The organism is Nostoc sp. (assembly GCF_036916985.1).
In the GTDB taxonomy this organism is placed as follows: Bacteria; Cyanobacteriota; Cyanobacteriia; order Cyanobacteriales; family Nostocaceae; genus Nostoc.
Genome location: NZ_JBALFD010000067.1, coordinates 88,845 through 114,000, shown reverse-complemented (window position 1 = coordinate 114,000; position 25,156 = coordinate 88,845). Strand labels below are relative to the sequence as shown.

Annotated in this window: 20 protein-coding genes; 10 read left to right on the top strand and 10 right to left on the bottom strand. The window is 42.6% G+C overall.

The window, feature by feature from the left end; all coding sequences use genetic code 11:
* Positions 1 to 18 precede the first annotated feature (18 nt).
* The 5 genes from V7L07_RS23045 to V7L07_RS23025 form a co-directional block, all read right to left on the bottom strand.
* The gene (locus tag V7L07_RS23045) at positions 19 to 585 is read right to left on the bottom strand and encodes a CDP-alcohol phosphatidyltransferase family protein (RefSeq protein WP_335061185.1); all 567 of its coding nucleotides are present in this window, start codon (positions 583 to 585) and stop codon (positions 19 to 21) included.
* 36 nt (positions 586 to 621) lie between these two features.
* Positions 622 to 2,118 carry an NADH-quinone oxidoreductase subunit M gene (locus tag V7L07_RS23040; RefSeq protein ID WP_335061184.1) on the bottom strand — a complete coding sequence of 499 codons (1,497 nt, stop codon included), beginning with the start codon at positions 2,116 to 2,118 and terminating at the stop codon, positions 622 to 624.
* A gap of 167 nt (positions 2,119 to 2,285) precedes the next feature.
* Complete coding sequence (locus V7L07_RS23035) at positions 2,286 to 2,999, bottom strand: carbonic anhydrase (RefSeq protein ID WP_335061183.1); 714 nt, start codon at positions 2,997 to 2,999, stop codon at positions 2,286 to 2,288.
* Between the two features lie 51 nt (positions 3,000 to 3,050).
* Positions 3,051 to 4,928 carry an NAD(P)H-quinone oxidoreductase subunit F gene (locus tag V7L07_RS23030; protein ID WP_335061182.1) on the bottom strand — a complete coding sequence of 626 codons (1,878 nt, stop codon included), beginning with the start codon at positions 4,926 to 4,928 and terminating at the stop codon, positions 3,051 to 3,053.
* Positions 4,929 to 5,407: 479 nt separating this feature from the next.
* Positions 5,408 to 5,593, bottom strand: a complete 186-nt coding sequence (locus tag V7L07_RS23025) for a hypothetical protein (protein WP_335061192.1) — start codon at positions 5,591 to 5,593, stop codon at positions 5,408 to 5,410.
* A gap of 85 nt (positions 5,594 to 5,678) precedes the next feature.
* Here V7L07_RS23025 and V7L07_RS23020 point away from each other — a divergent pair, with 85 nt between their 5' ends.
* Positions 5,679 to 6,170 (top strand): Uma2 family endonuclease, encoded by a 492-nt coding sequence (locus V7L07_RS23020; RefSeq protein ID WP_335061181.1) that lies wholly within the window; start codon positions 5,679 to 5,681, stop codon positions 6,168 to 6,170.
* A gap of 147 nt (positions 6,171 to 6,317) precedes the next feature.
* Here the strand turns inward: V7L07_RS23020 and V7L07_RS23015 are convergent, their stop codons facing one another.
* Positions 6,318 to 6,554, bottom strand: a complete 237-nt coding sequence (locus tag V7L07_RS23015) for a hypothetical protein (RefSeq protein ID WP_335061180.1) — start codon at positions 6,552 to 6,554, stop codon at positions 6,318 to 6,320.
* Positions 6,555 to 6,785: 231 nt separating this feature from the next.
* On the opposite strand from V7L07_RS23015, the gene V7L07_RS23010 reads away from it, so the two are divergent.
* The gene (locus V7L07_RS23010; RefSeq protein ID WP_335061179.1) at positions 6,786 to 8,651 is read left to right on the top strand and encodes an ABC transporter ATP-binding protein; all 1,866 of its coding nucleotides are present in this window, start codon (positions 6,786 to 6,788) and stop codon (positions 8,649 to 8,651) included.
* A gap of 148 nt (positions 8,652 to 8,799) precedes the next feature.
* Here V7L07_RS23010 and ureG read toward each other — a convergent pair whose 3' ends face one another.
* The 4 genes from ureG to V7L07_RS22990 form a co-directional block, all read right to left on the bottom strand.
* A complete protein-coding gene (gene ureG, locus V7L07_RS23005) occupies positions 8,800 to 9,396 on the bottom strand; it encodes an urease accessory protein UreG (RefSeq protein WP_334705728.1) in 597 nt (198 codons plus the stop codon).
* Positions 9,397 to 9,474: 78 nt separating this feature from the next.
* Positions 9,475 to 10,167 carry an urease accessory protein UreF gene (locus V7L07_RS23000; RefSeq protein WP_335061178.1) on the bottom strand — a complete coding sequence of 231 codons (693 nt, stop codon included), beginning with the start codon at positions 10,165 to 10,167 and terminating at the stop codon, positions 9,475 to 9,477.
* Positions 10,142 to 10,585: an urease accessory protein UreE gene (ureE, locus tag V7L07_RS22995; protein WP_335061177.1), complete on the bottom strand. Its 444-nt coding sequence runs from the start codon at positions 10,583 to 10,585 to the stop codon at positions 10,142 to 10,144. The genes V7L07_RS23000 and ureE overlap by 26 nt, the downstream gene beginning before the upstream one ends.
* Positions 10,586 to 10,759: 174 nt before the next feature.
* A complete protein-coding gene (locus V7L07_RS22990; protein ID WP_335061176.1) occupies positions 10,760 to 11,578 on the bottom strand; it encodes a hypothetical protein in 819 nt (272 codons plus the stop codon).
* A gap of 679 nt (positions 11,579 to 12,257) precedes the next feature.
* On the opposite strand from V7L07_RS22990, the gene V7L07_RS22985 reads away from it, so the two are divergent.
* The 8 genes from V7L07_RS22985 (at position 12,258) to V7L07_RS22950 (ending at position 25,006) form a co-directional block, all read left to right on the top strand.
* Entirely contained in the window at positions 12,258 to 15,788 is a 3,531-nt protein-coding gene (locus V7L07_RS22985; protein WP_335061175.1) for an NB-ARC domain-containing protein, read from the top strand.
* Between the two features lie 537 nt (positions 15,789 to 16,325).
* Complete coding sequence (locus V7L07_RS22980) at positions 16,326 to 18,557, top strand: FUSC family protein (protein ID WP_335061174.1); 2,232 nt, start codon at positions 16,326 to 16,328, stop codon at positions 18,555 to 18,557.
* A 759-nt stretch (positions 18,558 to 19,316) separates the two neighbouring features.
* Positions 19,317 to 19,742: a hypothetical protein gene (locus V7L07_RS22975; RefSeq protein ID WP_335061173.1), complete on the top strand. Its 426-nt coding sequence runs from the start codon at positions 19,317 to 19,319 to the stop codon at positions 19,740 to 19,742.
* 37 nt (positions 19,743 to 19,779) lie between these two features.
* The gene (locus V7L07_RS22970) at positions 19,780 to 20,319 is read left to right on the top strand and encodes a general stress protein (RefSeq protein ID WP_335061172.1); all 540 of its coding nucleotides are present in this window, start codon (positions 19,780 to 19,782) and stop codon (positions 20,317 to 20,319) included.
* A 132-nt stretch (positions 20,320 to 20,451) separates the two neighbouring features.
* Complete coding sequence (locus V7L07_RS22965; RefSeq protein WP_335061171.1) at positions 20,452 to 20,805, top strand: DUF5335 family protein; 354 nt, start codon at positions 20,452 to 20,454, stop codon at positions 20,803 to 20,805.
* Positions 20,806 to 20,871: 66 nt separating this feature from the next.
* Positions 20,872 to 21,609 (top strand): SDR family oxidoreductase, encoded by a 738-nt coding sequence (locus V7L07_RS22960; RefSeq protein ID WP_335061170.1) that lies wholly within the window; start codon positions 20,872 to 20,874, stop codon positions 21,607 to 21,609.
* A gap of 173 nt (positions 21,610 to 21,782) precedes the next feature.
* On the top strand, positions 21,783 to 23,354 hold the full coding sequence (locus V7L07_RS22955) for an oleate hydratase (RefSeq protein WP_335061169.1): 1,572 nt from the start codon (positions 21,783 to 21,785) through the stop codon (positions 23,352 to 23,354).
* Positions 23,355 to 23,464: 110 nt separating this feature from the next.
* Entirely contained in the window at positions 23,465 to 25,006 is a 1,542-nt protein-coding gene (locus V7L07_RS22950; protein WP_335061168.1) for a phytoene desaturase family protein, read from the top strand.
* Positions 25,007 to 25,156 lie beyond the last annotated feature (150 nt).

Below are 25,156 nucleotides of genomic sequence, written 5' to 3'. Positions count from 1 at the left end.
GGTAATTGGTGTTAGTAATTATTGACGAATATTCCGGGCATGAAAAATGCTCAAAACATCATGTGTCCAAACTGGTAATATTAGCGTCATGGCAATTTCTTCGATGCTGTGAATTGTGCCAGCAATACAAGTCAGCCATAAGGTAACTCCAGCGTAATCAAAGCCAAAAAGGGCAATAATGGCAATAAAAAGAGTGATTCCCCAAAATTTTGCTGAGTAGGTGTGGTAGCTAGCGGGTTTACCATATTTCACTAAATTCACCACCCACCACAACAATTGAGCAAAAACAATCATTAGCAAAGGTACGCTATAAGTAACGAGAATATCTTGATAAACTATCCACGCACTTACGAAAATACAACTAAAAAAGCAGACATCAGCCCAACTGTCAGCTTGGCGCAGTTGGGCACTGCTGACATTTAGTCGTCGCGCAATTATGCCATCAAAAATATCTGAGAGGAAGGCTGCAACAAAACCGACGATGAACCAAACACTAGTTTTGCCATCCAAAGCATCTAACAGGAGGAATGGAGATATCAAAAAGCGAAATAGAACAAGACCACTGGGAATTAATGTCACATTCATCCTTCCTCCTTTATCGATGCGTAACTCTCTTATTTATTACTTCAGCGCTACTTCAGAGATTACGGTTTTTTCTAAGGAGGGAATTGCAGCCACCATTGTTGTAGTTGTAGATTCACTCCAACGGACTAACCATGTGGGTTGTACTCCTAAAAAGATGATAAAAGATGCCAAAATTAAAGCTGGAATTTTCTCAGACCAAAGGACTTTGGGATAGTAGGCTAAGTTATCGAGTCTGCCAAAACAGGTGCGGTTAAGAAGGATGACAAAATAAACTGCTGTTAATCCACTAGCAACTACACACAAAATTGTCGGGATGGGAAAGATAGAGAAACTACCTTGAAAGACGATAAATTCAGCAATGAATCCTGTTAAACCGGGAATACCTGCGCTAGCCATCCCACTTAAAACTAGTAAAGCGCTAATTAGAGGTAAACCGCGTATGGGACTCATTAAACCATTGAGTTTATCTAACTCGCGTGTACCAACTTTGGCTTCTACAACTCCTACTAAGTGGAAGAGGATGGCTAAAATGATGCCGTGGCTAAACATTTGGGCGACTGCACCAACCAGTGCTAAGGGAGTACTAGCAGCACCAGCTAGCAAGATATAGCCCATGTGACCAACAGAACTGTATGCTACCATGCGCTTGATGTCTTTTTGAGCGATCGCAATTACTGCCCCATAGATGGCGCTAATTGCTCCCCAAATTGCGAGAGTCGGTGCAATAATACTCCAAGCATGGGGAAACATACCCAACCCAAATCGCAGCAATCCATAAGTTCCCAGTTTTGCTAACACGCCACCGAGAAGAATGGCAATTGGTGCTGAAGCTTCAACGTAAGCATCAGGTAGCCAAGTATGGAAGGGAATTAAGGGAATTTTAATGCCAAAACCTAATACTATTCCCGCGAGTAAAAGTATTTGTTTTGCTGTTGAAAGATTTTCTGTAGAAACTGCATCAAAAGCAAAATTGGTAGAACCACTCAGCCACACCATACCTAAGAATGTCGCCAGAATTAATGCTCCCGAAACAGCAGTGTAAATCAGGAATTTCATCCCAGCATAACTCCGTTTCGTTCCTCCCCAAATGGAAATTAGTAAGTAGAAGGGGATTAATTCTAGTTCGTAGAATAGGAAGAATAGCAGCAGGTTTTCAGCCAGGAAAGCACCTGCAACTCCTCCACTAACTAATAAAATCATCGAGTAGAACAGCCGGGGGCGTTCAGTTTCTTTACTACTGCTGTAAATAGCAATCCAGGTGAGGAGGCTATTTAACACCAACATCAAGATCGAGAGTCCATCAACACCTAATTGATAGCTCAATCCAAGGGTTTCATTCCAGGGCAAATACTCTTTAAATTGCATTCCTGGATTGCTGATATCAAATTTTAGCAGAATTAAAAGGTTCCAGAAGAGAACTATGCCTGAAAAAATTAATGCTGTTAAACGAATGCGTTTTTTCGGGATACTTACGGGTAATATTGCTATCAGGGCGGCAGCTAAAATTGGGAGCCAAATCAAAACACTTAACATGGTAATTTTGTCCTTTGTTCTTTGTTTTTTGTCCTTTATGACTCAATACGTTTGGGTTAAGGGTTGTTGGTCTTTGAAGAAGACGCGATAAATCGCCGTCTCTACATGAGGGTTTTGGGTTGATATGAATACTCTTAGGCAATGATCAAAGACAAAAGACAAAAATGCTAGGCTACTATACTGATTTTGCCAGTGTCTAAATCGTAATAAGCACCTGCTATCTTCAGTTTTTCTTCCTCTACTAACTTAGATAAAACTGGCGATGATTTCAATTTTTGAACTTGTGCCAAAATATTTGCTTTACAAGCATTTTCTAACTTATCTCCTGATTGTCCTTTTGAGCTTTCTACACTGGGTTTAATTGCCTCAAGTAAACTTCCAATTTGCCCTGGGACTTCAGCACCTTTGAGGGCAGCATCTACAGCACCACATCTTTCATGTCCCACTACCACTATGACTTTAGATCCTAATACTAAGCTGCCAAATTCTAGGCTACCTATTTCTTCTGTTGTGGCAATATTACCAGCTACACGACAGACAAATAAATCTCCAAGTCCTTGGTCAAAGACAATCTCGGAAGGGACTCGTGAATCTGCACAACCGAGAATAGAAGCAAAGGGTTTTTGACCTTTAGCAACTTCGACTAAACGCGAATGGGTTTGGTGAGGGTTTTTACGTTTTGTTTTGACAAATCTTTCGTTACCATCTAATAACTCTTGCAATGCTTTATCGGGGGTAATATCATCTTCTGCTGAGGCTTTTTCGGGTGCAAGTAAGTTTGAGCTAAGTCCTGCTGTCAATACACCTGTGCTGATCGCGCCTGCACCAAATTTGAATAAACTTCTTCTAGAAAGGTTTGTTTGGGGATGTTGTATGCTCATGGAATTATTCTCACAATATTAAACTGTTAACTTTGAGTAAGATAGTTAGTGCTACCCAATTGTCGAAATTTGAAAAACCAAATTTAAAAAGTGTATTCCCCAAAATGGCCAAGTTACCCACATTCCTAAAACGCTCACTCCTAGAAGAACGGTGAGTGCATAAAATTGGGTTTGTCCAGAGGTGCTGTATTTAAGACCCTCGCCACCTAATAGCGAAAATAAACCAACGAAATTAACGATGCCATCGACTACGAAGCGGTCAATCATATCGGCAAGTTGGGAAATTTTGGCAACGCTGAAAATAATCGTCATTCGATAGATATTGGGGGTATAAAAATCGTATGCGATTAAGTCTTGTAAACCTTTCCAAGGCAGGCGAATTGGTTTGGGAATATTGCTGAAATAAATTACACCAGTGATACTGCAACCGAAAATACTTGACCAATTTAAAAGTAGTGCGACATCTTTATTTAGGCTTGCCCAATCTGGTAAAAGTGATAAATTTTGCAAGATGAAAGGAAGATGTAGATTAAAGCCAAGTAGAATCATCATCGGCAGAATCATCGGCCAGTGAGCTTCAGGCGATCGCTGACTCATTTGTGTAGCTTTACCGCCAAAAAGTAAAGCGAATTCTCTGGTCAAACTCACGGCTGTCAAAGCATTTACCGCGATTATTACTCCCACTAACCAAGGTTGAGTTTCCCACAGCCCATCTGCTAATTCCATCAGTGCCCAAAAGCTACCCAGTGGTGGACAACCAATTAATCCCAAACTGCCGACAATAAAGGCGATCGCAGAAATTGGGCGACGTGTCCACAATCCGCCTAATTGGGTAACATCTTGGGTGATACTATTCCAGATAATTCCCCCAGTACTCATCACCAGTAGGGCTGCGGATATGGCATGGGTGAGTACTAACAATAGCGCTGCTTCATATTGTTGCACTCCCACGGCGATGAATACTAAACCCATGTATGCACTGACAGAATAGGATTGGCAGCGTTTCAGATCGATTTGAGCGATCGCTATTAGTGAAGCACCCAACGCTGTCACGACTCCAATTCCCACCATCGCCGAAGAAACTACGGGCGAAATGGTTAACACAGGTTGCAATTTAATCAGCACCCATGCACCACTGGCGACTACTACCGAATTCCGCAAAATTGTACTGGGAACCGGGCCTTCCATCGCTTCATCTAACCACAGATGCAGGGGGAACTGGGCACACTTACCCATCGGCCCAGCAATTAAGGCTAAACCTACCAGTGTCATTGTTGTCGGGTTGACGTTAGCAGTAGCCGCCCACTGGGCTAGTTCTGGATAATTCCAAGTGCCGGCGAGGGGCCACAATGCCAACACGCCGATCAGCAAGAATAAGTCTCCCACCCGCTTGGTTAAGAAAGCATCTCTCGCACCTGAGACTACCAACGGCTGGCTAAACCATAAGCCAACTAGTAGATAGGTTCCTAGCGTCAGGATTTCCAAAATTACATAGCTGAAGAACAAGTTATTACACAAAGCAAGGGCGCAAAGTCCCGCTTCAAATAATCCTAATAAAGAATAGAAGCGTCCCCAACCCCAATCCATCTCCATGTAACCGATGGCATAAATCTGCGCCAACAAATTCAAGCCTGTAATTACAACCAAAGCCCCAACACTCACTGAGGATATTTCCAAAGCAATTGTCAGGTTTAAACCAGCCGTAGATAACCAAGGAATAAATACTTCTTGGGCTGGGTGATTCCAAGTTGCTTGTAAGGCGATGCCACTATGCACAAACGCCAAAAATGTCATCACCAAGTTTAGATACCCCGCCGGTCTTGGCCCCGTTTTCCGAATGATTCCCGGCGACCAAGGCACGGCTAATAAGCCACCGATTAAGGCATAGCACGGAACTAGCCAAACAGTCTCTAGTAGAAACTGAGCCATTAACTCACCTCTATTATTGTCATCAAAAGTTAGGGGTTTTAAATCAACTAGCGTTGATCCCTGTTAAACCAGCGATTGCAGATAATGCAAATTTATCTTTATTTAATTTTGTTAGGAACAGCTTACCGTTATATCTGTCAAAATGGAATTACTTGATCTAATTAAATTTGAGATAATTACTCTAATTAATTCTTATATAATCAACCATTTGATTAATTAATAATAGCTATTAATATTTATCTATGTATTGAGTAAGGGATGAATCAATAGTTATCATTAGTTTTATAGATTGAGATTAAGCGGTTATAAACCGCGTCTACACGAGACAAAACCCACCTCCGTGGGTTTCAAATACTCCATTTTTCCTTAGTCCGCGGAGGCAGACTACCCTGCGGGAAGCCGCAAAGCGTCTATGTTTGTGTAGCCGTGAATTCTATTTGCCCTGGCTTTCATTTGACACTAAATGTAATTTGACACTTTTACACTTCGATAACTTTGTCAATCTGCCAACAAACAGAAATAATCGCAGGCGTTTGGTCAACTTGACTAATGGGGGCGGGTTTCATGTCGCGGTAGTCCAAGAGTTGGACTACGATGAGGTAAGCGATCGCTAAAATCACCGAAATCGCACCTGTAAGAATAGCAATTAATTTTGAACGTTCCATCATTAATTTCCTGTAATACAAGTAGAATAACTGTATTGAGTCATCGATGAGAACTGCGATGGCTACGCCCACGGAAGGCATCGCTATGACTGCAACCACAAAAAAATTTACTTTTGCAGAGTATCTTCAGTATAACGATGGCACGGATACCCAATATGAATTGGTAGATGGAGAATTGATTCCCATGAGCCTTGGCACTGGCAAGCACGGTGGCATCTCTAAGTTTTTAGAACGAAGCTTTGATGATGAAAGTGCCAAAATGGGCCAGAATTGGACAGCACAAAAGTTTTCTGTGGGAGTGCGATCGCCACGAGGGGGACGCTGGGACACCTCACGAATTCCAGATGTAGTAGTATTACCAACACAGCAATGGGAAGCACTTTCTAATCGAGAGGCTGTAATCGAACTCAACGAAACTCCCCCTATATTAGTGGTAGAAGTCGTCAGCGAATCTACACAAACTACAGACTATCGCAGCAAACGTTCTGAGTATGCTGTTTTGGAAATTCCCGAATATTGGATTGTTGACCCGATTCAAGAGATAAGTAGGTGGGTGGGAAAATTTATAAGTATGTAACAAAAATTTAACCTGAAGAATTGGAGTTAAATTTGACACGCTCTGTACTGTAGTTTCCTTTTTTTCCCCTAGCTTGAATACCATCAATTACAGCGTAAGCAATGGTGGTGCTCATCATCGAATATTTGCCCACATAGTTCATTTTTCTTAAGGTGTTGCCACTCCAATCATAAGGTGTTGCCCATTACGATACAGGTAGTATGAGCCGACTAATCCACCTAACGAGAGCAACATTCCTACGAAAGAAGTAGTGAAGATACTGAATAACAGTCCTGTCCCCATGAGAACAACCACTGCCAAAACATAACTTAGCATTGCATACTGGCGACGCTCCTTAAGCAATTTACGGATTTGCTCTCCTGGCTGTTTTGTTCGTGGTGGCAACTTTCTGGGGTTAATGGTGTTCTATAAAGACTGGAACTCTCAAAAGAGAGGATACCATGAGCTGATCGCAATTTGCAGAAATCACAAGCAGTTCTACATCGCAAATGCTTGTATATTGTGGAAGTATGTGAGAAACTGCCAAAAAGTGTAAAAACAAAATTTACCGACACATACATCAAAACTATTGTTAAAATCCAAATAATTTTAAGTTAATATTCATACCCAACTCCTATGAGAGAAACTGTCCTAGAGGTTCGCAATTTACAAGTTGAATTTCCCGGTGATGGCAACATTAACAGAGCTTTGGATGGTATTTCCTTTAGCCTACATCGAGGTGAAACTCTAGGAATAGTAGGAGAATCGGGGAGTGGTAAATCGGTGACAGCCCTAGCTGTAATGGGTTTGTTGCAAACTCCCGGTATCGTTACTGGCGGTGAAATCTGGTTTCGTCCGCAGGAGAATGGCAAAGCAATCGATTTGGTAAAATTGCCTCCTGAACAAATGCAGTTACACCGGGGTGGCGATATCGCCATGATTTTTCAAGAACCGATGAGTTCGCTTAATCCGGTTTATAATATTGGGTTTCAGCTAATAGAAGCGATTGTGCGACATCAAAATGTGTCAGCAGCCCAAGCAAGACAAATTGCGATCGCAGGTCTACAAGAGGTAAAACTTTTACCTAGCGATGAGGAGATCCAACAACAGTATACCGAAACTTCATGGAAACTAGAACCATCAAAGTTGGCACAGTTGGTTAAAGAACACAAAGAAGCCATGCTGGAACGCTACCCTCATGAACTTTCTGGGGGTCAGTTGCAACGGGTGATGATTGCAATGGCAATTTCTTGCAACCCATTAATCTTAATCGCTGATGAACCAACCACAGCCTTGGATGTGACGGTGCAAGCCACAATTTTGGACTTGTTGCAAGAATTACAGCAAAGCCGTGACATGGCAATGATTTTCATCACCCACGACTTGGGACTAATTTCAGAAATTGCTGACGAAGTAGCGGTGATGTATAGAGGCAAAGTCATCGAATCTGGTACTTCTCGGCAAATTTTCAGCAGTCCCCAGCATCCATATACTAAAGGTTTGATCGCTTGTCGCCCCTCACTCAACCGCCGTCCCCAAAAATTACTCACTGTTTCTGATTACATGAGTGCAGAAGAGACATCAACGGGACAAGTAGTAATTCAGGCGAAAGAACCCGCACAACCCATAGAAGTCACTACTGAAGAGATTGCTGCAAGATTAGCAAGCTTTAATCAAAAGGAACCTCTGCTGCAAATCCGCAACCTGAAAGTTGGTTTTCCAGTGCGCGGGGTGTTTGGTGGGACAAAACGCTACAATATGGCAGTTAATGGCGTTTCCTTTGATGTCAAACCAGGGGAAACACTAGGTTTGGTGGGAGAATCTGGTTGTGGTAAAACCACCCTTGGCAGAACCTTGCTGCGATTAATTGAGCCGATGAGTGGTCAGATTATCTTTGAGAACCAAGATATTACCAGCCTTAAAGGAGAACCGTTGCAAAAACTGCGGCGGGAAATGCAAATAGTCTTCCAAAATCCTTTTAGTTCCCTCGATCCCCGGATGAGGGTTGGCGATGCGGTGATGGAACCTTTGGTAATTCACGCCGTTGGGAAGACCAAGCAACAACGACGCCAGCGAGTAGTGGAACTTTTAGAACGGGTGGGATTGAGTGCAGATGCAGGTAACCGCTATCCGCATCAGTTTTCTGGCGGTCAACGCCAACGGATTTGCATAGCCCGTTCTTTGGCGTTAAAGCCTAAGTTTATCATCTGCGATGAATCAGTTTCAGCGCTGGATGTTTCTGTACAGGCGCAGGTATTAAATCTCCTCAAAGAGTTACAGTCAGACTTTCAGCTGACTTATATCTTTATTTCTCACGATTTAAGTGTAGTGAAATTTATGAGCGATCGCATTTTAGTGATGAATCGCGGTCAAATTGTTGAAGAAGGGACAGCCGAAAGCATTTACCAAGAACCCAAAGAGGAATACACGCAAAAATTAATTGCTGCGATTCCTACTGGTAGTGCTGAACGCGTGCGAAGTCGGCATCTGAGGGCTTTATAGAATCCCCAGAAAGTTAGAAACCGCGTCTACATGAGACTTTACCCACCTCCGTGGGTTTCAAACACTCAATTTTTCTTTAGTCCGCGCAGGCGGACTTGGTTTGTATAGCCGCGAATTCTATTTGCCCTGGTTCTAAATTCTCATTTGTTTAACAGATATTTGTGCAAACAAAGTTAATTACATCTGCAAGTCCAGACTGAGTTTTCAAATTAGTAAAAATAAAAGGTTTATCACCGCGCATTTTTTTAGCATCTCGTTCCATCACATTTAAATCTGCACCAACATAAGGCGCTAAATCAGTTTTATTAATCACCAACAAATCAGACTTAGTAATGCCAGGGCCACCTTTGCGGGGGATTTTATCACCTGCTGCAACATCAATGACGTAAATCGTTAAATCCACCAATTCGGGACTAAAAGTAGCAGCCAAATTATCACCGCCACTTTCCAAAAACACCAAATCTAAATTGAGAAAACGTTCTTCTAACTGTTCAATTGCCGCCAAATTCATCGAAGCATCTTCGCGGATAGCGGTGTGAGGACAACCACCAGTTTCTACACCCAAAATGCGATCGCTTGCCAACGCCTGAGAACGCACTAAAAACTGAGCATCCTCCTGAGTATAAATGTCATTTGTCACCACCGCAATCTGATACTGCTCACGCAATCCCTTACACAAACCATCAACTAAAGCCGTCTTCCCCGAACCCACCGGGCCAGCAACTCCCACTCTAAATGCATTCATAAGTCATACCATTTTGGATCTTAGATTTTAGATTTTAGATTGTTCAATCCAAAATCCAAAATCTAAAATTCTTCTGCCCTAACTCCTAAACAACCTTGTATACTGCGTTTCATGCTGCATACTTGCCAGCGACAAACCCCAACTACAACAGGCGAGTTGATCGTCCTCCAACGCGAGAATTTCCAATGCCGCAGCACCGAGTAATGGTTGCAAATCTAGCAATAACCGCTGTCCTGCTGTTTGTCCCAGGGGAATCAGTTTCACGCCAGCAGTAATCAAATTACTTGCCCAACTATGTAGATATCCCAGTAATGCGGCTTTGATATTAATCTGCCAATGGGCAACGGCAATGCCAAAAGCGATCGCATAATTGCAAGGATTACCGACAGTATTGGCAATAGGTATAATCTGCGGTTCTAGTTTACCAAGTAATTGGATTAGCGATCGCCCCATCTGCCAACTAGAGGCGCGTAATTCTTCTGTTTCTCTAGCGGCGGATAACCACAGATTCCAACGGCATAGGGACTCAACATCAGCAATTTTTGCGGCTTGCTGCGATCGTACCATCACCGCCGCCTCTAACCGAATTGCCCCGTAGAGCAACTCTGCTTTTAACCAATCTTTGAGATGTGTGTGGTTAGCGATCATACCATTCTCCACCAGCATTTCCAAACCTTCAGAATAACTATATGCTCCCACAGGTAAAGCGGGGCTAGCCAGTTGTAAAATACTCAAAAGATGACTATCAGCGAGCATGATGGTGTTGTCCATAAGCTCCTAATTCTGGCTGAAACGGTAAGATTTCTTCTTTAACTTCTAACCCCAGTTGTTCCAACATAGTGCGTAAAACCGAATCTGAAGACAAGCGTAAATAAGTCGGAGTAATTTCTACAGGTACATGGCGATTTCCCAGATGGTATGCTGCCCGTAATAATAAAAGTGGTGTTTGGGCAAAGGCAGTTAAAACTAGTTCTGGTTTGGCAGTAATTCTGATTAAATTGCTATGGGTTTCTTCTTGCAGAATATCACCATCGTGTAAGACAGTTCCTCTGGGTAAATGTAAAAACACAACCTTACCATCTTCAGTTTCAAAGCGATGACGACTGCGGGTGCGTTCTTCTGCTGTCAGCGCCAGAGTAAAAGTAACTGCGGTATCGCTATTAGGTGGTTTAAGTTGGGTAAATGTCACGTCGCTTCGCTCCGAATTCAAAATTCAAAATTCAAAATTCAAAATTAATGATCCCCATAAATAAATTTAGGGGCTTGTATCCTTTTCATTTTATGAGAAAAAGTATATGTATGAATGCAATAATACTTATAAGTATATTGACAACTTTTTCTACCATTCCTGCACTACTCAATATTAATGACCGGATACCTTTGCCTTTTCTAACTTATAGATGTAAGCTGTCTTTGTATCAGAATCTAAATCTACCCAATATGTTAGTATCTCTTGCAATATATGGAATATATCATAAGCCCTTTGAGCCACTTTTCTACTATAAACTTCGTTTTCATTCCCATACTTAAAGCTGAACTCAACCGCTACTGGTTTTTTTGGATCATCATTGCTATCATACCAAATAATCAAAGCACACTTAGAGTCTAGCCTGGGTTGATTTTTAATCTGGAATTTCGCTCCTTTAATTACTATTTCACGGATAATTAATCCTATTGTTCTGATCTTTTCGTCTGCTTTCAAAAGACTTACTTTATCTAGCAAATCTGGATATAATTGTGTAACATCTTGTATTTGGTTCAGTTTATTCTCTTTAGAGATTATTTGCGTATCTGAGAAGCTATACAATACTTCAAAAGGAGTCTTAATATCTTCCTCAAATTTCGCTTCTCCTCTATTCATATTGCGATCTTGAGCAATATACCGATCTCGATTGCGAAATTTTAGAGTAATTTCCCTCTCATTATTATTAACATCAAGCCTCTCACGAAGAATGTAATTGTTTTTGTAGATAATATAATCATCAGTATCATAAAATCTGATAGTTCGCTGGTCTGTAATCTGGTTTAAATCGCCATTGATCTCAATTACAAGATTATTAATAGCTTGTGAAAAGGCATGCCAAAAGTTTTTGGCAGATTCTAAAAGTTCTTGCTCACTACCAATAAACAATTCCTTTTTAAGCAGAACCTTATATTCTCTAGAAGTAACTTTCTCGCTCATTATTCTTCCAATATTTAAATCGTTTACATGTTAATTGCAATATCATCGAACAAGGCAAAAGGTAAAAGAAAGAAAAATAAAAATGGTTTGAATACCCTACATTCATCGTAAATTAAAGGGTTTAAGAACCTACATCTACATGTAGCACCCATTTCAGTCGGGGTTTGTCTTGAGAAATCGCTCCACTTGGGCAAAGCCCAAGACCGCGTTTCTCGCTAAATCCCCCGAAGTTGCCACAACGCGGGGAACCCGCGCAAGGCACTTCTCTTCTCTACGAGACGCTACGCGAACGTCTGAAATTTCTTTAATTTTGAATTTTGTTAGCGCAGCGTAAAGCCTGCGGCATGGCTTCTCTACGAGAGGCTGCGCCAACGCTTAGAGCGAGTCATCGAGCGTCACGAGCGTCATTTTGAATTTTGAATTGTTAATTATGGGGATTATCTTTTTACTTCTTACTGTGGTTTAATTCCAAACAGACCTTAGCAACTTTTGCTTTGCCTTAACTTAATCAAAACCCAAGTGCGATCACTCTGTCGGTGAGAAAAGGTAAGTAAAAGTAAGTAGCTAATGTAAATTTACGTAAACTTGCTTGTGTAAAGAGTTGTAAATTTCGCCATAATTTTTCCACGAAGAACAGACAAGTTTAAATACTTAAACGATACCTGGGTCTTGTTGAGCTATGACAGGAGAAGAGGCACTCAAAATAGTCGATGCTGTTCTACGCTCTACTATGTTGGATCAAGGGCTAAATGATGTTCACTCTGTAGTCTTTCTCGAAAGTTGGCTCGGACGCACTTATGGGGAAATTGCGGATAAGATAGGTTATGATTACGACTATGTGAAACAGGTCGGTTCGCAATTGTGGCGATCGCTTTCCCAAGTTATCGGTGAAGAAGTCTCTAAAAAAAATATCCAAGCTATTCTGCATCGCTATCAGCAATCCCAAAGCAGTATCCAAGATTGGGGAGAAGCTACCGATGTTTCCCGATTTTACGGCCGCCAAGCAGAACTGCAAACTTTAGCAACATGGATTGGCAAGGAGCATTGTCGTTTTGTTGGGATTTTTGGACTCGGTGGGATTGGCAAAACTACTCTCTCGGTGAAGCTTGCAGAGCAAATCCAGTCTCAGTTTCAATATGTGATTTGGCGTAGTTTACAGCAAGCACTACCGTTAAATACTCTACTGGGTGAGATTTTGCCGATTTTAATGGGTTCAGAGGCAACAATCGATAGTTCAATTAATCTTTTGATGGAACAATTGCAGCAAAAGCGTTGTTTATTAGTTCTTGATAATGTCGAGTCAATTTTACAAAGTGGCAACCGGGGAGGACAATACCAACAAGGGTTTGAAGCATATCAACAGCTATTTGAGCGAATCTGCGATGAACTCCACCAAAGTTGTTTGATAGTCACCGGACGAGAAAAACCGGCTAAAATTGCGGTGCGATCAGGTGAAAATTTACCAGTGCAATCGCTCTGTTTGTCAGGACTTTCAGCAATAGAGGGTCAGCAAATACTGACCGCCAAAGGGTTAGATAAGACACCTAAACATCAAACGTTGATCAATTATTTTGGTGGTAATCCACTCGCCCTGAAAATTGCCGCAACCGCTATTCAAGATATATTTTGCGGTGACACACAAGCATTCTTGGCACAAGGTAATACCCTTTTTAGCGATTTGTGGGACTTACTCAAGCAACAGTTAGAGCGTTTATCGCCTCTGCAACAGCAGATTATGTACTGGCTAGCGATTAACCGAGAAGGGGTAACACCAACGAAGTTACAAACCGAATTATTACCGCAAGTATTTTGGCGAGAACTCTTGGAAGCCTTAGAATCACTTAAGGGGCGTTCTCTCGTGGAAACAAGAACCACTGGGTTAACGCAACAACCCGTAATTATGGAATATGTTACAGAACAATTTATCCAAACTATTGAGCGGGAGATTATTACAGGCGAACTTAAGTTATTCATAACTCATGCCTTAATTGAAGCCCAAACTCAAGATTACGTGCGCGAAGCCCAAATTCAATTTATTCTGCACCCCTTAGTAGAGAGACTTTTAACCCACTTCGACACCCAAGCCCGACTTGAGCAGCACCTTTGCCAAATTTTAGCTAAATTGCGACACCAAACAGCAGTACAAATAGGCTATGCAGGAGGCAATTTGCTAAATCTATTCTCAATATTGCAAACCGATCTGAGTGGCTTTGATTTTTCTCATCTAGCTATTCGCCAAGCTTACTTAGCCAACGCTACATTGCACAACACTAATTTCACTGGCGTTAATATTAGCGAAACCGTCTTCGCAGAAACTTTTGGCGGTGTACTCAGTGCTGCTTTTAGTCCAGATGGAGAGTATTTAGCTACCGGCGATACCAAAGGTGAAATTCAAATTTGGGATAGTAGCACAGGCAAACAACTAATTCGTTGTCGGGGACACCAACATTGGACATGGGCTGTAACTTTTAGTCCAGACGGACGGTATCTGGCCAGCGCTGCTGATGATTATCTCGTGAAGTTATGGGATGTGGAAACTGGGCAATGTCTACACACATACAAAGGACATACATACTCAGTTAATGCCGTTGCTTTTAGTCCTGATGGTAATATCCTGGCGAGTTGCGGTCAAGATTTAACTATTCGTTTGTGGCAGGTTGGATCAGAAAAGTTTAACCCAGAAGTTCAGACTTTAGTTGGTCATGCAGGTCGAGTTTGGGCGATCGCTTTTCATCCTTATGGTCAAATTCTGGCCAGTTGTGGAGAAGATTGTACAATTCGTCTGTGGGATATAACTACTGGCACGAATCTTTGTGTTTGGCAAGCACACGATCGCTGGGTGCGATCGGTGGCATTTAGTCCAAATGGTGAATTGCTTGCAAGCAGTAGCTATGACAACACCATCAAACTTTGGGATGTTAAAACCCAAAGATGTCTTCAAACCTTACGCGGACATCGACAAACAGTCACAGCGATCGCATTTAGTCGCAAGGGTCAACAGTTAGCCAGCAGCAGTTTTGACCGCACAGTAAAATTATGGGATGTCGTCACCGGAAATTGTCTGAAAACTTTTCTCGGTCATAACAGCCGCGTTTGGACAGTTGCTTATCATCCCAACGAGCAACGATTGGTCAGTGGTGGCGATGACCACGCTACCAAACTATGGAATATTCAAATAGGACGCTGCACAAAAACATTCAAAGGACATACCAATAGTGTATTGTCCCTGGCTTTGAATCCAGATGGCAACTATCTGGCAAGTGGACACGAAGACCAGACAATTAAGCTATGGGACATCGAAAATGGTACTTTAGTGCAAACATTACGGGAACATACTAACCGCGTATGGTCAGTAGCGTTTCAACCTAATAGCCAGTATCCTTTACTCGCCAGTGGTAGTGCAGACCATAGCATCAAATTATGGGACTGGAAGTTAGGAACCTGTTTACAAACTTTGCATGGTCATACTAGTTGGGTTTGGACAGTAGTTTTTAGTCCAGATGGCAAACAATTAGCCAGTAGCAGCTATGACCAAACCGTGAAACTTTGGGATATTAGCACAGGTGAATGTCTGAAAACCTTCAAAGGACATACCAGTTCAGTTGTTTCAGTTGCCTTTAGTCCAGATAGTCAACAGCTTGCTAGTAGCGAGTTTGACGGGATAATTAAGCTGTGGGATGTTAATACTGGCGAATGCAGCCAAACTTTAACAGGACATACCAACAGTGTATGGTCAGTTACCTTTAACCCTAACGGAGAGTGGTTACTAAGTACAAGCTTTGACCAAACCCTAAAACTGTGGTTAGTTTCCACAGGAGAATGTTTGCAAACTTTTACAGGACACGAAGGCCCGGTGATGGTGGCACAGTTTAGTCCAGATGCTCAGTTTATTGTGAGTGGTAGTTTAGATCGCAATCTGAAGCTTTGGCATATCTCTACAGGAGAATGCTATGAAACTTTTGTCGGTCACTCAGAGCTTATTTATAGTTTAGTGGTAGCTTCTGTCCCAATTGGAGATGCAACTTCTGCCAGACTGATTGCTTTTAGTGGTAGCTTAGACGAAACTCTCAAAGTCTGGGATTTGCAAACTGGTAAATGTCAGCAAACTTGGAGAGCGCCTCGTCCCTACGAAGGTATGAAGCTTGAAAAAATTCAAGGGTTAACAGAAGCTCAATTAGCAACTTTGCAGGCATTAGGTGCTGCTTCTTAGGAACTTCCAAATAAAAAAACATCCCAAATTTTCTTGTGGGGTGGGCAACATGAGCGCCCTAAATCTGGGGCGGGTGGCAATACGGTTCGGTTAACAAATTTATCTGTTGAGGCAAGCAGAGGAGGCAGGTGGGGACACCCATCCCACAAGATGGATTGTCTCGTTCCCAATCTCCGACTGGGAATGCCCGTCGTTGAGGCTCCGCCTCTCTTACTGGCGACAGAGCCGCTTTTGAGTTGAATTTCCAGCCGGAGGCTAGAAACGAGGTTTTAAGTTTTCACGAATGATTTAAGACTGCTATATTTACATCAATACAATATTTTTTATACGCCAATGGCAGCAATTGTACTGTTGCCTTCGGTAAAACTTACATCTATTAACGAATAATTAAGGATGAATTATAAAATGACTAAATGTGCATCCTAATATTCAGTTTTTGAAAAAGCTTTTACTTGCACACGATGAATTAGAATAAATCTGAATATATCAGAATATTAAGAAAATTCAGATAAAAATTTTGTTTTATTAACAAAAACAATGCAGTTGAATCAAAGTAATTTCCTCAAGTTTCTGATTCAGTCAGAGCCAGGAAAACCAGCAATATCCAATGGCTTACGAGCTGTGTTAGGGTTGGGGGTTCCCATGCTAATTGGGCAACTGATCAACCAAAGGGAAAGCGGATTATTGGTTGGTTTAATGGCTTACTTTGTTAACTTAGCAAATGTTGGTGGCCCTTACCAAATCAAAGCTAAGGCGATGGCACAGGCGACTGTGGGAATAGCTGTTTCAGTATTTGTGGGGACTCTAGTCGCTAAAGTTCCAGTACTCGCTGTGGTGCTGACGTTTATTTGGGGACTTGCTTCAGGTTTTGCGTCGCTGTATGGTAATGCTGGTGCAAATGTCGGTCTGGTGGTAGGGATATCATTTATTACCACGATCGCACAACCAGGAGACTTAGAAACTGCACTGATGCGATCGCTATTATGTCTAATTGCAGGTGGATGGGCGATGCTACTTTCCTTAGTAATGTGGCCGTTTAGACCTTACGATCCACTACGGGTAGCTTTAGCTGATTGCTTAAATGCGATTGCTAACTACGTTCAAAAATTTGTAGATCAAAAATTTGTAGATAAAGTAGCAACACCTGAAAGTATTCTCGAAATTAGAAAGGCATTAGAGACAGCACGCACTACCTTAGGTACATTACGGATTGGAGAGCCGGCTCGGTGTTGGATAAATGAGCAGTTTTTGGTGCTAATTCAAGATGGCGATCGCTTGCTTGGTTCAGTAATTGCGTTAACAGAGTTACTAGAAACTCACTTCCAAAATCAGCGATATCACGCAGTCCAGCAATTAGTAGACGATGCACTCCAAGAAATATCAGTTATTCTTAAAGCCATAGCGAAAGTCATATCTCGCAAGTCTGCTAGCATCGATCTCGGAAATCTTCAGCGCATCTATGAGGCGCTGAAGGAACAAGAAAGTCTGCAAAGAAAAGCAATTGCGGGGAGTGAGACAGACTACACAAATCTCGTTGCTCTCACTAACCTGGTGCTAACGATCGAAAAGCTGATCAAGCAATTGCAATATACGGCTCAGACAGCTAAATCTCTGGAAGATCGCAGAAAAATTAGTCGCAGAGATGTAGATAGACTTCTTTTAGTTGAAGAGGAACAGCGATCACTCTTAAGTTTACTCAAAGAAAACCTCACCTTAGACTCAGCAATCTTTCGTCATGCTCTCCGCATTGGTGTGAGTCTATCTGTAGGCGTAATATTATACAGCGTTACCAATTTACCAATGGGGTATTGGGTAACACTGACAATCATGCTAGTCCTCAAACCAAACTTGGGTGCAACTTTCCAGAGGTTTTTTCAGCGAGTTGGCGGCACTATCTTGGGAGCTGTCTTAGCTGCTGTCATACTTGCAACTATCACCAGTAAGGTTGTATTAGACATAATCATTCTGCTGACAGTATTTTTTGGCATTTCCCTGATCCGTTTCAACTATGGGTATTCAGTAGTTTTCTTGTCAATATTTGTCTTACTGATTATCGATATTGGTCATCCCATTAGTTGGCAATTTGCAGGCTTTCGGGTATTAAATACATTAATTGGGGCGGGACTGGCTTTTGCAAGTCATTATTTTATCTGGCCAAACTGGGAACGCGATCGCTTACCCAGTCAACTCGCCACGGCGCTACGAGAATGTCACAAATACTTTAGCGATGTGATGGCTGTTTACCAGGGTACAAAGGAGCGTGACTCTACCATTATCAGTCAACGGCGACAAACTGGACTGGCAATTGGCAATGCTCAAGCCTCCTTTCAAGGATTGCTGCGCGAACCGAAAATGCACAAAGAATTAGTAGAACCAGTAATGACGCTGCTGCTGTACATGGGACGTTTTACTAACGCTGTGACAGTTTTGGCAGTACATCTTGAACATTTTCGAGCAACAGTACCACTCCCAGAATTAGAAACCTTTGTTCGCCAAGTTTCGATAATGTTAGAGCAGTTAGCTGATTCAATACAGCAGGAAATTCCCCCACCGCCCTTACCTGACTTGGAAGAAACGTTGCAAAAAATCCAACCGCACCTGCAAGCACTCCGTACAGCTCGGATAGAAGAGTTAGCTGTGAATCTAGCACATACACCGATTCGTCAGGCAGTCATTGATTACAGCATATTAGATTTGGAGATTGATCAGATTGTTCGGCGGTTAACTGCGATTCACTCGGCAATGGTACGGTTGATATCAAGTAAATAAAGCACATTTAGCTTATATAGGAAAGTTAAAAAATTCGAGAGTATTCGTTCACCAGAATCTATCCGACTGAATTTATCAGTTTAAGTCAGAGCAATTTGCAAAACCAATAAGTATTTATTGGAAATAAATCATGGATTAGATTACTACTTTACAATGATTAAGTTTGAAGATATTTATAGAAAATTAAGTAAATATTTGCTATATTTGCAGTTGATAATTGCGACAAAAAACTGTGATGCTATTGCCTAAATATAGCAGTGAAAGTCCTGCTGATAGAGGTAAAGAGGAATAGTTTATAATAAGAATTCAGAACTCAAGAGCGGAGCTGGAGACGCTCCGCCTCCGGTCAGAATTCAGTATGAATTCTGTACGAGTGGGTAATGAATATTGGTTAAAACTGTACAACTCTTAGAGACGCTACCGCGTAGCAAGATCCCCGCAGAGGTACGTCCCGCTAACGCCCCTGGTGGGCGAAAAAAATTAAAATATTCTCGCCTGAAAACTCTATCCATAAAGGGATAGAGTTTTCTTAATTCTGAATTCTGACTCCTGTTTTATAAGAGCAATTATGTTTTAACAAGGTTTTAAATAGTGTGTGAATTGTATAACTTCTACTAAAACGTTCAAAAGGTAGAGGTTAAATTTGTCAGAGTTTGTAACTATTAAGTGTGTGGCCAAAAAACTCAATATGAGATTAAATCTCAACTTGAAACATAACAAAGCCAAATTTCAGAAATTCAACATACTAGAGCAATTATCATGAGTACTGCAATTGATAACTTCACCAAAAATCTTCATGACAATTTAGAAGCGGTTGAAGAACGGGTAAAATCGCTGAGAGAAAGTATTCAGTCTGCGCCGAAAAAAACTCAAACTGAGATTGAATCTCAAATTGATGAAGCAAAAGCAAAGCTAGACGCTAAAAAACAAGAATTCGATGAGTATCGGGCAAAGCTCAAAACTCAATTCGAGGAAAAAGAATCTGAAGTGAAGTCTCATGTCGAGGAATGGAAAACGGGTCGCAAAGCAAAAAAACTCGAACATCGGGCAGATAAAGCTGAAAACCATGCAGCTACGGCGACCTTCTTAGCGATCGCAACGCTCGAAGAGGCAGAAAAAGCAACCTTAGAAGCGATCGCCGCCAGACTAGATGCCGAAGCCGCAGCAGTAACTACAAAGAACTAATTCGTAATTCGCTTGACATGTATAAGGAGACAAACTCATGACATATACACATACGGTTGTTGCTCATTTTCCCTCCCATGCAGAAGCAGAAAGGGTTGTATTGGAGCTGCAAAAATCAGGCTTCGATCTGCAAAAGCTCTCGATCATTGGCAAAGACTACCAAACCACTGAACATGTGCGGGGATTTCTCACCTGGAAAGATACGGCCAAAGCTGGAGCCGCAGGAGGTGGTTATTGGGGTAGCTTTGTCGGAGGCTTATTTGGCATTTTAGCTGGCGCTGGAGTGTTGTTTATTCCCGGAATAGCTCCGATCATCATTGCTGGCCCCATTGCGGGAGTATTGGCGGGTTGGTTAGAAGGAACCCTTGTTGGCGCTGCTGGTGCTGCTGCTGTCGGAGGACTGGCGGGTGCTTTAGGAGGCTTAGGAATCCCCAAGCACGAGATACTGAAGTACGAAACTCAAATCCAAGCAGGTGAGTTCATAATCCTTGTGACAGGCAGCAACGAGGATGTCACTCAGGCGAGGCAGACGCTAGACAGAATCAGTCATGGAATGAGCATATCGATCCCTGTCTAAGGCTTTGAACTCTTAACCTGCCAATATTAGACATCTGGTGACAAAGAATTGTTTTGACGTAGCACTGCTACGTCAAAACAAGGTTTCTGGATAACGCATATTTAACTTCTGGAGATATTTAAAGGAATCATCATGGTAAGTAAAATTGACATAAACAAATCTGTGCCGCGTGAGCAATGGGGTGAATTTTTTGATCTGTTTTCAAGTGGTAATCGTGGACGGAATATTTCAATCGAAATCATCGATTCAGAACTTGGTGACGAAGAACTGATTCAGAACGCACCTTTGATGGCGATAATTTACGATCGCCCCGGAAAGGGTGATAATTTGGCGATCGAAGTCGGTAAAGATGAAATCACATACGGTCACACCATCGATTCACCAACTGAAGTTTTAACAGGACAGAACTCTAACGGTGTGATGATAGCGATTTGGATTACTGACGCTGCGGGGAGAAAAACGTTGATTAAGCTACAAGCTAGTTGATATGGTTGCATAATACTGAGTTCAGCTGAAATAGCACCCAATATTTCATAACCCACATTAATCAATATGTCTCTTATTCAAAATAAAGTGGTCATCATCACCGGAGCCAGCAGTGGTTTAGGTGAGGCGACTGCGAAGCGACTTGCTGCTAGTGGAGCCAAACTAATGCTAGCCGCCCGCCGCGAAGATCGGCTCAAAGATTTGGTTGCAGCGATCGCTAAATCAGGAGGAACTGCAACCTACCAAGTAACAGATGTAACAGATCGCTCAGAAGTGGAAGCCTTGGCGAAGGAAACTTTGAGTACATACAGCCGGATCGACGTGCTAATTAATAATGCCGGCTTGATGCCCCTCTCTCCCCTCGACCAAGTAAAGGTGGAGGAGTGGGATCGGATGATCGATGTCAACATCAAGGGCGTTCTTTATGGGATTGCTGCCGTGTTGCCAATTATGCGTCAGCAAAAGTCTGGTCACATCATTAACCTATCGTCCGTGGCCGGACATAAGGTGTTTCCGGGGTCAGCAGTCTATTGTGCTACTAAGTACGCAGTGCGAGCGATCTCTGAAGGGCTGCGACTAGAGTCAAACGGCGAAATCCGTTCGACTAATATATCACCAGGAGCAGTTGCTACTGAGTTGACTACCACCATTACCGATAAAGACACAGCAGCAGGAATTGATCAACTTTATGCGATCGCCATTAATGCAGATGCCATTGCTAGGGCGATCGCCTACGCCATTGAGCAGCCCAATGATGTTGATGTGAATGAAATCATCATTCGTCCCACACGTCAAGAACTTTAGATGAATGGCACTAAGTTAAGACACAGCCCTTGCCCTAACTGGTTCCCAGCCTAGAGGCTGGGAACGAGGCTACACAAGCTTTCGAGCTTTTCTTAGTGCCATTCAACTTTAGATTTAGGTTCACAAAAGACGTAAAACACAATTAAACCAAGCTTTCCAGGGACTTAGTTGATATGGGTAAAGAATCTAATGCCTATTTGTTAGGTGGTGGTATCGGCTCTTTGGCAGCCGCCGCCTTCATGATTCGCGACGGCGGACTTCCTGGCGGAAATATTTTTATCCTAGAAGCAAAACCCCTCCTGGGCGGAAGTATGGATGGAGCCGGGAACCCTACAGATGGCTATTCCCTGCGCGGGGGAAGGATGTTAACGACCGACAATTACGAATGTACTTGGGATCTTTTCAAGTCCATCCCCTCCCTGAGTTCGCCGGGTAAAACAGTATTTGACGAAACGATGGAGTTCAATGAGCAGCACAAGTCAAATTCTATGGCGCGTCTCGTTGACAGCCGACGGGCGAAAGTCCCTGTGAGTTCGATGGGCTTTTCTATGCAAAATCGTCAAGAGTTACTGAAGCTTACCCAAGCTGGTGAAACTGAGTTAGGTGCTAGTTGTATCACAGATTGGCTTTCCCCTGAATTCTTCGAGACTGAATTTTGGTATATGTGGGTTACTACGTTCGCCTTCCAGCCGTGGCATAGTGCTGTTGAATTCAAGCGTTACTTGCATCGCTTCATGCTGGAATTCTCTCGGATTGAAACCCTTGCAGGGGTTAAACGCACCATCTACAATCAGTACGATTCATTGATTCTGCCCTTACAGAGTTGGCTTGCTGCCCAAAATGTCCATTTCCTCGTTGATTGCAAGGTGACGGATATTGATCGCGCCACCGTAGAGGGGAAGTTGGTAGTGACAGGCATTCATTATCAACAGAGTGGTGAAAGCAAAACCATCGCAGTTAAAGATACCGACTTGGTTTTTCTGCAAAATGGCTCGATGACCGATGCCTCAAGTTTGGGGTCGATGACAAGTGCGCCCAAGAAGTTGACTAAAAAGGACTGCACCAGTTGGACTCTGTGGGAAAAGCTGGCAGCAGAAAGCCCAGATTTTGGGAATCCGGCTGTTTTTAATAGCAGCATTGCCGAGTCTCTCTGGGAGTCTTTCACGGTGACACTAAAAAACCCCGCATTCTTCGATAAAATCGCCAAATTTAGTGGCAATCAAGCGGGGACTGGTGGACTAATCACGTTTAAAGACTCAAATTGGTTGATGTCTATCGTCCTCGCCTATCAACCCCATTTTATAAATCAGCCTGCTGATGTACAAGTTTTCTGGGGATATGCCCTTTTTGGCGATCGCATCGGTAACTTCGTTCCCAAGCCAATGAGCGACTGTAACGGTGAAGAAATTCTGCGAGAACTCTGCGGTCATTTAAGATTCGATTTGGACACTGTGGAATCGGCAAACTGTATTCCTTGCCGAATGCCGTACATCACAAGTATGTTTATGCCTCGTTTACGTAGCGATCGACCGTTGCCGATCCCTCGTAGCTCAAAGAACCTCGCTTTTATCAGCCAGTTTGTGGAAATTCCTGATGATGTCGTCTTTACAGTTGAGTATTCGGTGCGAGCTGCTCAGATGGCAGTCTATCAATTCCTTAGTATTGATCGCCAAATCCCACCTATCTCCCCTCATGACAAGTCACTGCAAGTCGAGTTTAAGGCTTTAGTCAAAGCGTTTAGGTAAGTATTCTCCGTATCAGTCTTTCCCCCTGCTCCCTGCTCCCCTGCCTCTTTTGACTAACGGGTGTTTCAACGGGACAGAACTCAGATTTTTATTGTTCGAGGAACTCTTTTATGAAACCAGATTACCTGATTGTCGGTAGTGGTTTATCAGCATTAGTCTTTGGCGCTTTGATGGCAAACTCTGGCAAGACTGTGCAAATTCTCGAAGCCCATGAACATCCCGGAGGTTTTGGGCATACGTTTACGATGGCTAAAAAATATACGTTTAACGCTCAATTTCACTACGTCTGGGACTGCGGTGAAGGACAAACCGTCAATCGGGTACTCAAAAAACTAGGGTTAGAGCAAGAAGTAACTTTTGAACGTTATGACTCGGAAGGCTTTGATCACATGCGAATGCCAGGGCATAGTTTGGATATTCCCTCGGAGCCAGAAGAATTGATCCAGCGATTGTCTGATCTGTTTCCGGCTCATGGCGATCGCATTTGCCAATTCGTCAACGAAGTGGAAAAGACTGGTGCAGGCTTGAAAAGACTCTCTCCACCGATCAAGCCAATTGAACTGCTAAAACATCCAAATGAGATATTTTCTACCCTCCAGTATCTCAACAGCACACTTCAGGATGTCTTTGACAAGTTTCAGCTACCCCAAGCCGCTCAAACCCTATTAGCCCTGCAATGGCCTGATTTTTTGCTGCCTCCCAATCAACTCTCCTTCTATGCTTGGGTGATATTGTTCCGAGGTTATCAAGCAGGCGCATTTTACCCTACCCAGCATTTTGAGCATGTGATTAATTCGTTGGTCAATGTCATCGAATCATACGGAGGACAGGTATTGCTCAACCATGAAGTTACAAATTTTAGAGTCACAGACAGAACGGTTACGGGAGTTCAGGCGATGGATCTCACCACCCATCAAACCCATGAATTTACAAGCGACACCGTAATTTGCAATATTGACCCCAAAAAAGCCGCCAAGATGATCGGGGAATCGCAGTTTTCTAAAAGTGTGCGTCGAAAACTCAACTATGAATATTCGGCATCTAACTACATGGCTTATTGCGTCGTCAAAGATATCGACCTCCGAGAGTATGGATTTGGTAAGTGGAATCTCTTTCATACAGGGCATCACGATCTAAATGAAGCCTTCGCGCAGATGTACGATCGCAATGACTTTTCTAATCCTAGTTTTGCCATCACAACGCCCACTTTATTGACTAAAGCGAGTCGAGATTGTCCAGAAGACTGCCAAATTGTTGAATTCCTCACCGTTGCCAATTATAAATACTTCCAGGGATTACGAGATAATGACCGCAAAGCTTACAACCAGAAAAAACAAGAAATCTTAGATTCCATCCTCGATGTTGTGGAAGAACACTATGTACCGAACTTTAGAAAATATATGGTCTTCCACATCACAGGTAGCCCTACTACCAATGAGCGTTTTTGCTGGTGTCCCAATGGGAATTCCTACGGCTCCAGTCTGACACCGCGCAATATGGGTATGGGGCGACTGAATCACGAAACCTCACTCAACCATTTCTATTTCTGCAATGCCTCATCTGGCTATCCGGGCTTTGCTGCCACTTTTTGGACAGGCGCACTGCTGTATCAAAGGTTATCAGGTGACTCAATTTTGGATTTTGGATTTTAGATTTTAGATTGTTTAAATTCGTGGGCAACTAACTGTTGGAGACGCTCTCACGCTCAGACCTTTTTGAATTTTGGATTACTCTTATTCAATCCAAAATCCAAAATTTAAAATCTAAAATTCGGTGACGTGATTTTAGGCAACAGCTAAACA

What these genes read in the sequence shown, in the direction of transcription:
- V7L07_RS23045 (WP_335061185.1), bottom strand. Translation starts at nt 585, where the DNA reads ATGAATGTGACATTAATTCCCAGTGGTCTTGTTCTATTTCGCTTTTTG.
- V7L07_RS23040 (WP_335061184.1), bottom strand. Translation starts at nt 2,118, where the DNA reads ATGTTAAGTGTTTTGATTTGGCTCCCAATTTTAGCTGCCGCCCTGATA.
- V7L07_RS23035 (WP_335061183.1), bottom strand. Translation starts at nt 2,999, where the DNA reads ATGAGCATACAACATCCCCAAACAAACCTTTCTAGAAGAAGTTTATTC.
- V7L07_RS23030 (WP_335061182.1), bottom strand. Translation starts at nt 4,928, where the DNA reads ATGGCTCAGTTTCTACTAGAGACTGTTTGGCTAGTTCCGTGCTATGCC.
- V7L07_RS23025 (WP_335061192.1), bottom strand. Translation starts at nt 5,593, where the DNA reads ATGGAACGTTCAAAATTAATTGCTATTCTTACAGGTGCGATTTCGGTG.
- V7L07_RS23020 (WP_335061181.1), top strand. Translation starts at nt 5,679, where the DNA reads ATGACTGCAACCACAAAAAAATTTACTTTTGCAGAGTATCTTCAGTAT.
- V7L07_RS23010 (WP_335061179.1), top strand. Translation starts at nt 6,786, where the DNA reads ATGAGAGAAACTGTCCTAGAGGTTCGCAATTTACAAGTTGAATTTCCC.
- ureG (WP_334705728.1), bottom strand. Translation starts at nt 9,396, where the DNA reads ATGAATGCATTTAGAGTGGGAGTTGCTGGCCCGGTGGGTTCGGGGAAG.
- V7L07_RS23000 (WP_335061178.1), bottom strand. Translation starts at nt 10,167, where the DNA reads ATGGACAACACCATCATGCTCGCTGATAGTCATCTTTTGAGTATTTTA.
- V7L07_RS22990 (WP_335061176.1), bottom strand. Translation starts at nt 11,578, where the DNA reads ATGAGCGAGAAAGTTACTTCTAGAGAATATAAGGTTCTGCTTAAAAAG.
- V7L07_RS22985 (WP_335061175.1), top strand. Translation starts at nt 12,258, where the DNA reads ATGACAGGAGAAGAGGCACTCAAAATAGTCGATGCTGTTCTACGCTCT.
- V7L07_RS22980 (WP_335061174.1), top strand. Translation starts at nt 16,326, where the DNA reads ATGCAGTTGAATCAAAGTAATTTCCTCAAGTTTCTGATTCAGTCAGAG.
- V7L07_RS22975 (WP_335061173.1), top strand. Translation starts at nt 19,317, where the DNA reads ATGAGTACTGCAATTGATAACTTCACCAAAAATCTTCATGACAATTTA.
- V7L07_RS22970 (WP_335061172.1), top strand. Translation starts at nt 19,780, where the DNA reads ATGACATATACACATACGGTTGTTGCTCATTTTCCCTCCCATGCAGAA.
- V7L07_RS22965 (WP_335061171.1), top strand. Translation starts at nt 20,452, where the DNA reads ATGGTAAGTAAAATTGACATAAACAAATCTGTGCCGCGTGAGCAATGG.
- V7L07_RS22960 (WP_335061170.1), top strand. Translation starts at nt 20,872, where the DNA reads ATGTCTCTTATTCAAAATAAAGTGGTCATCATCACCGGAGCCAGCAGT.
- V7L07_RS22955 (WP_335061169.1), top strand. Translation starts at nt 21,783, where the DNA reads ATGGGTAAAGAATCTAATGCCTATTTGTTAGGTGGTGGTATCGGCTCT.
- V7L07_RS22950 (WP_335061168.1), top strand. Translation starts at nt 23,465, where the DNA reads ATGAAACCAGATTACCTGATTGTCGGTAGTGGTTTATCAGCATTAGTC.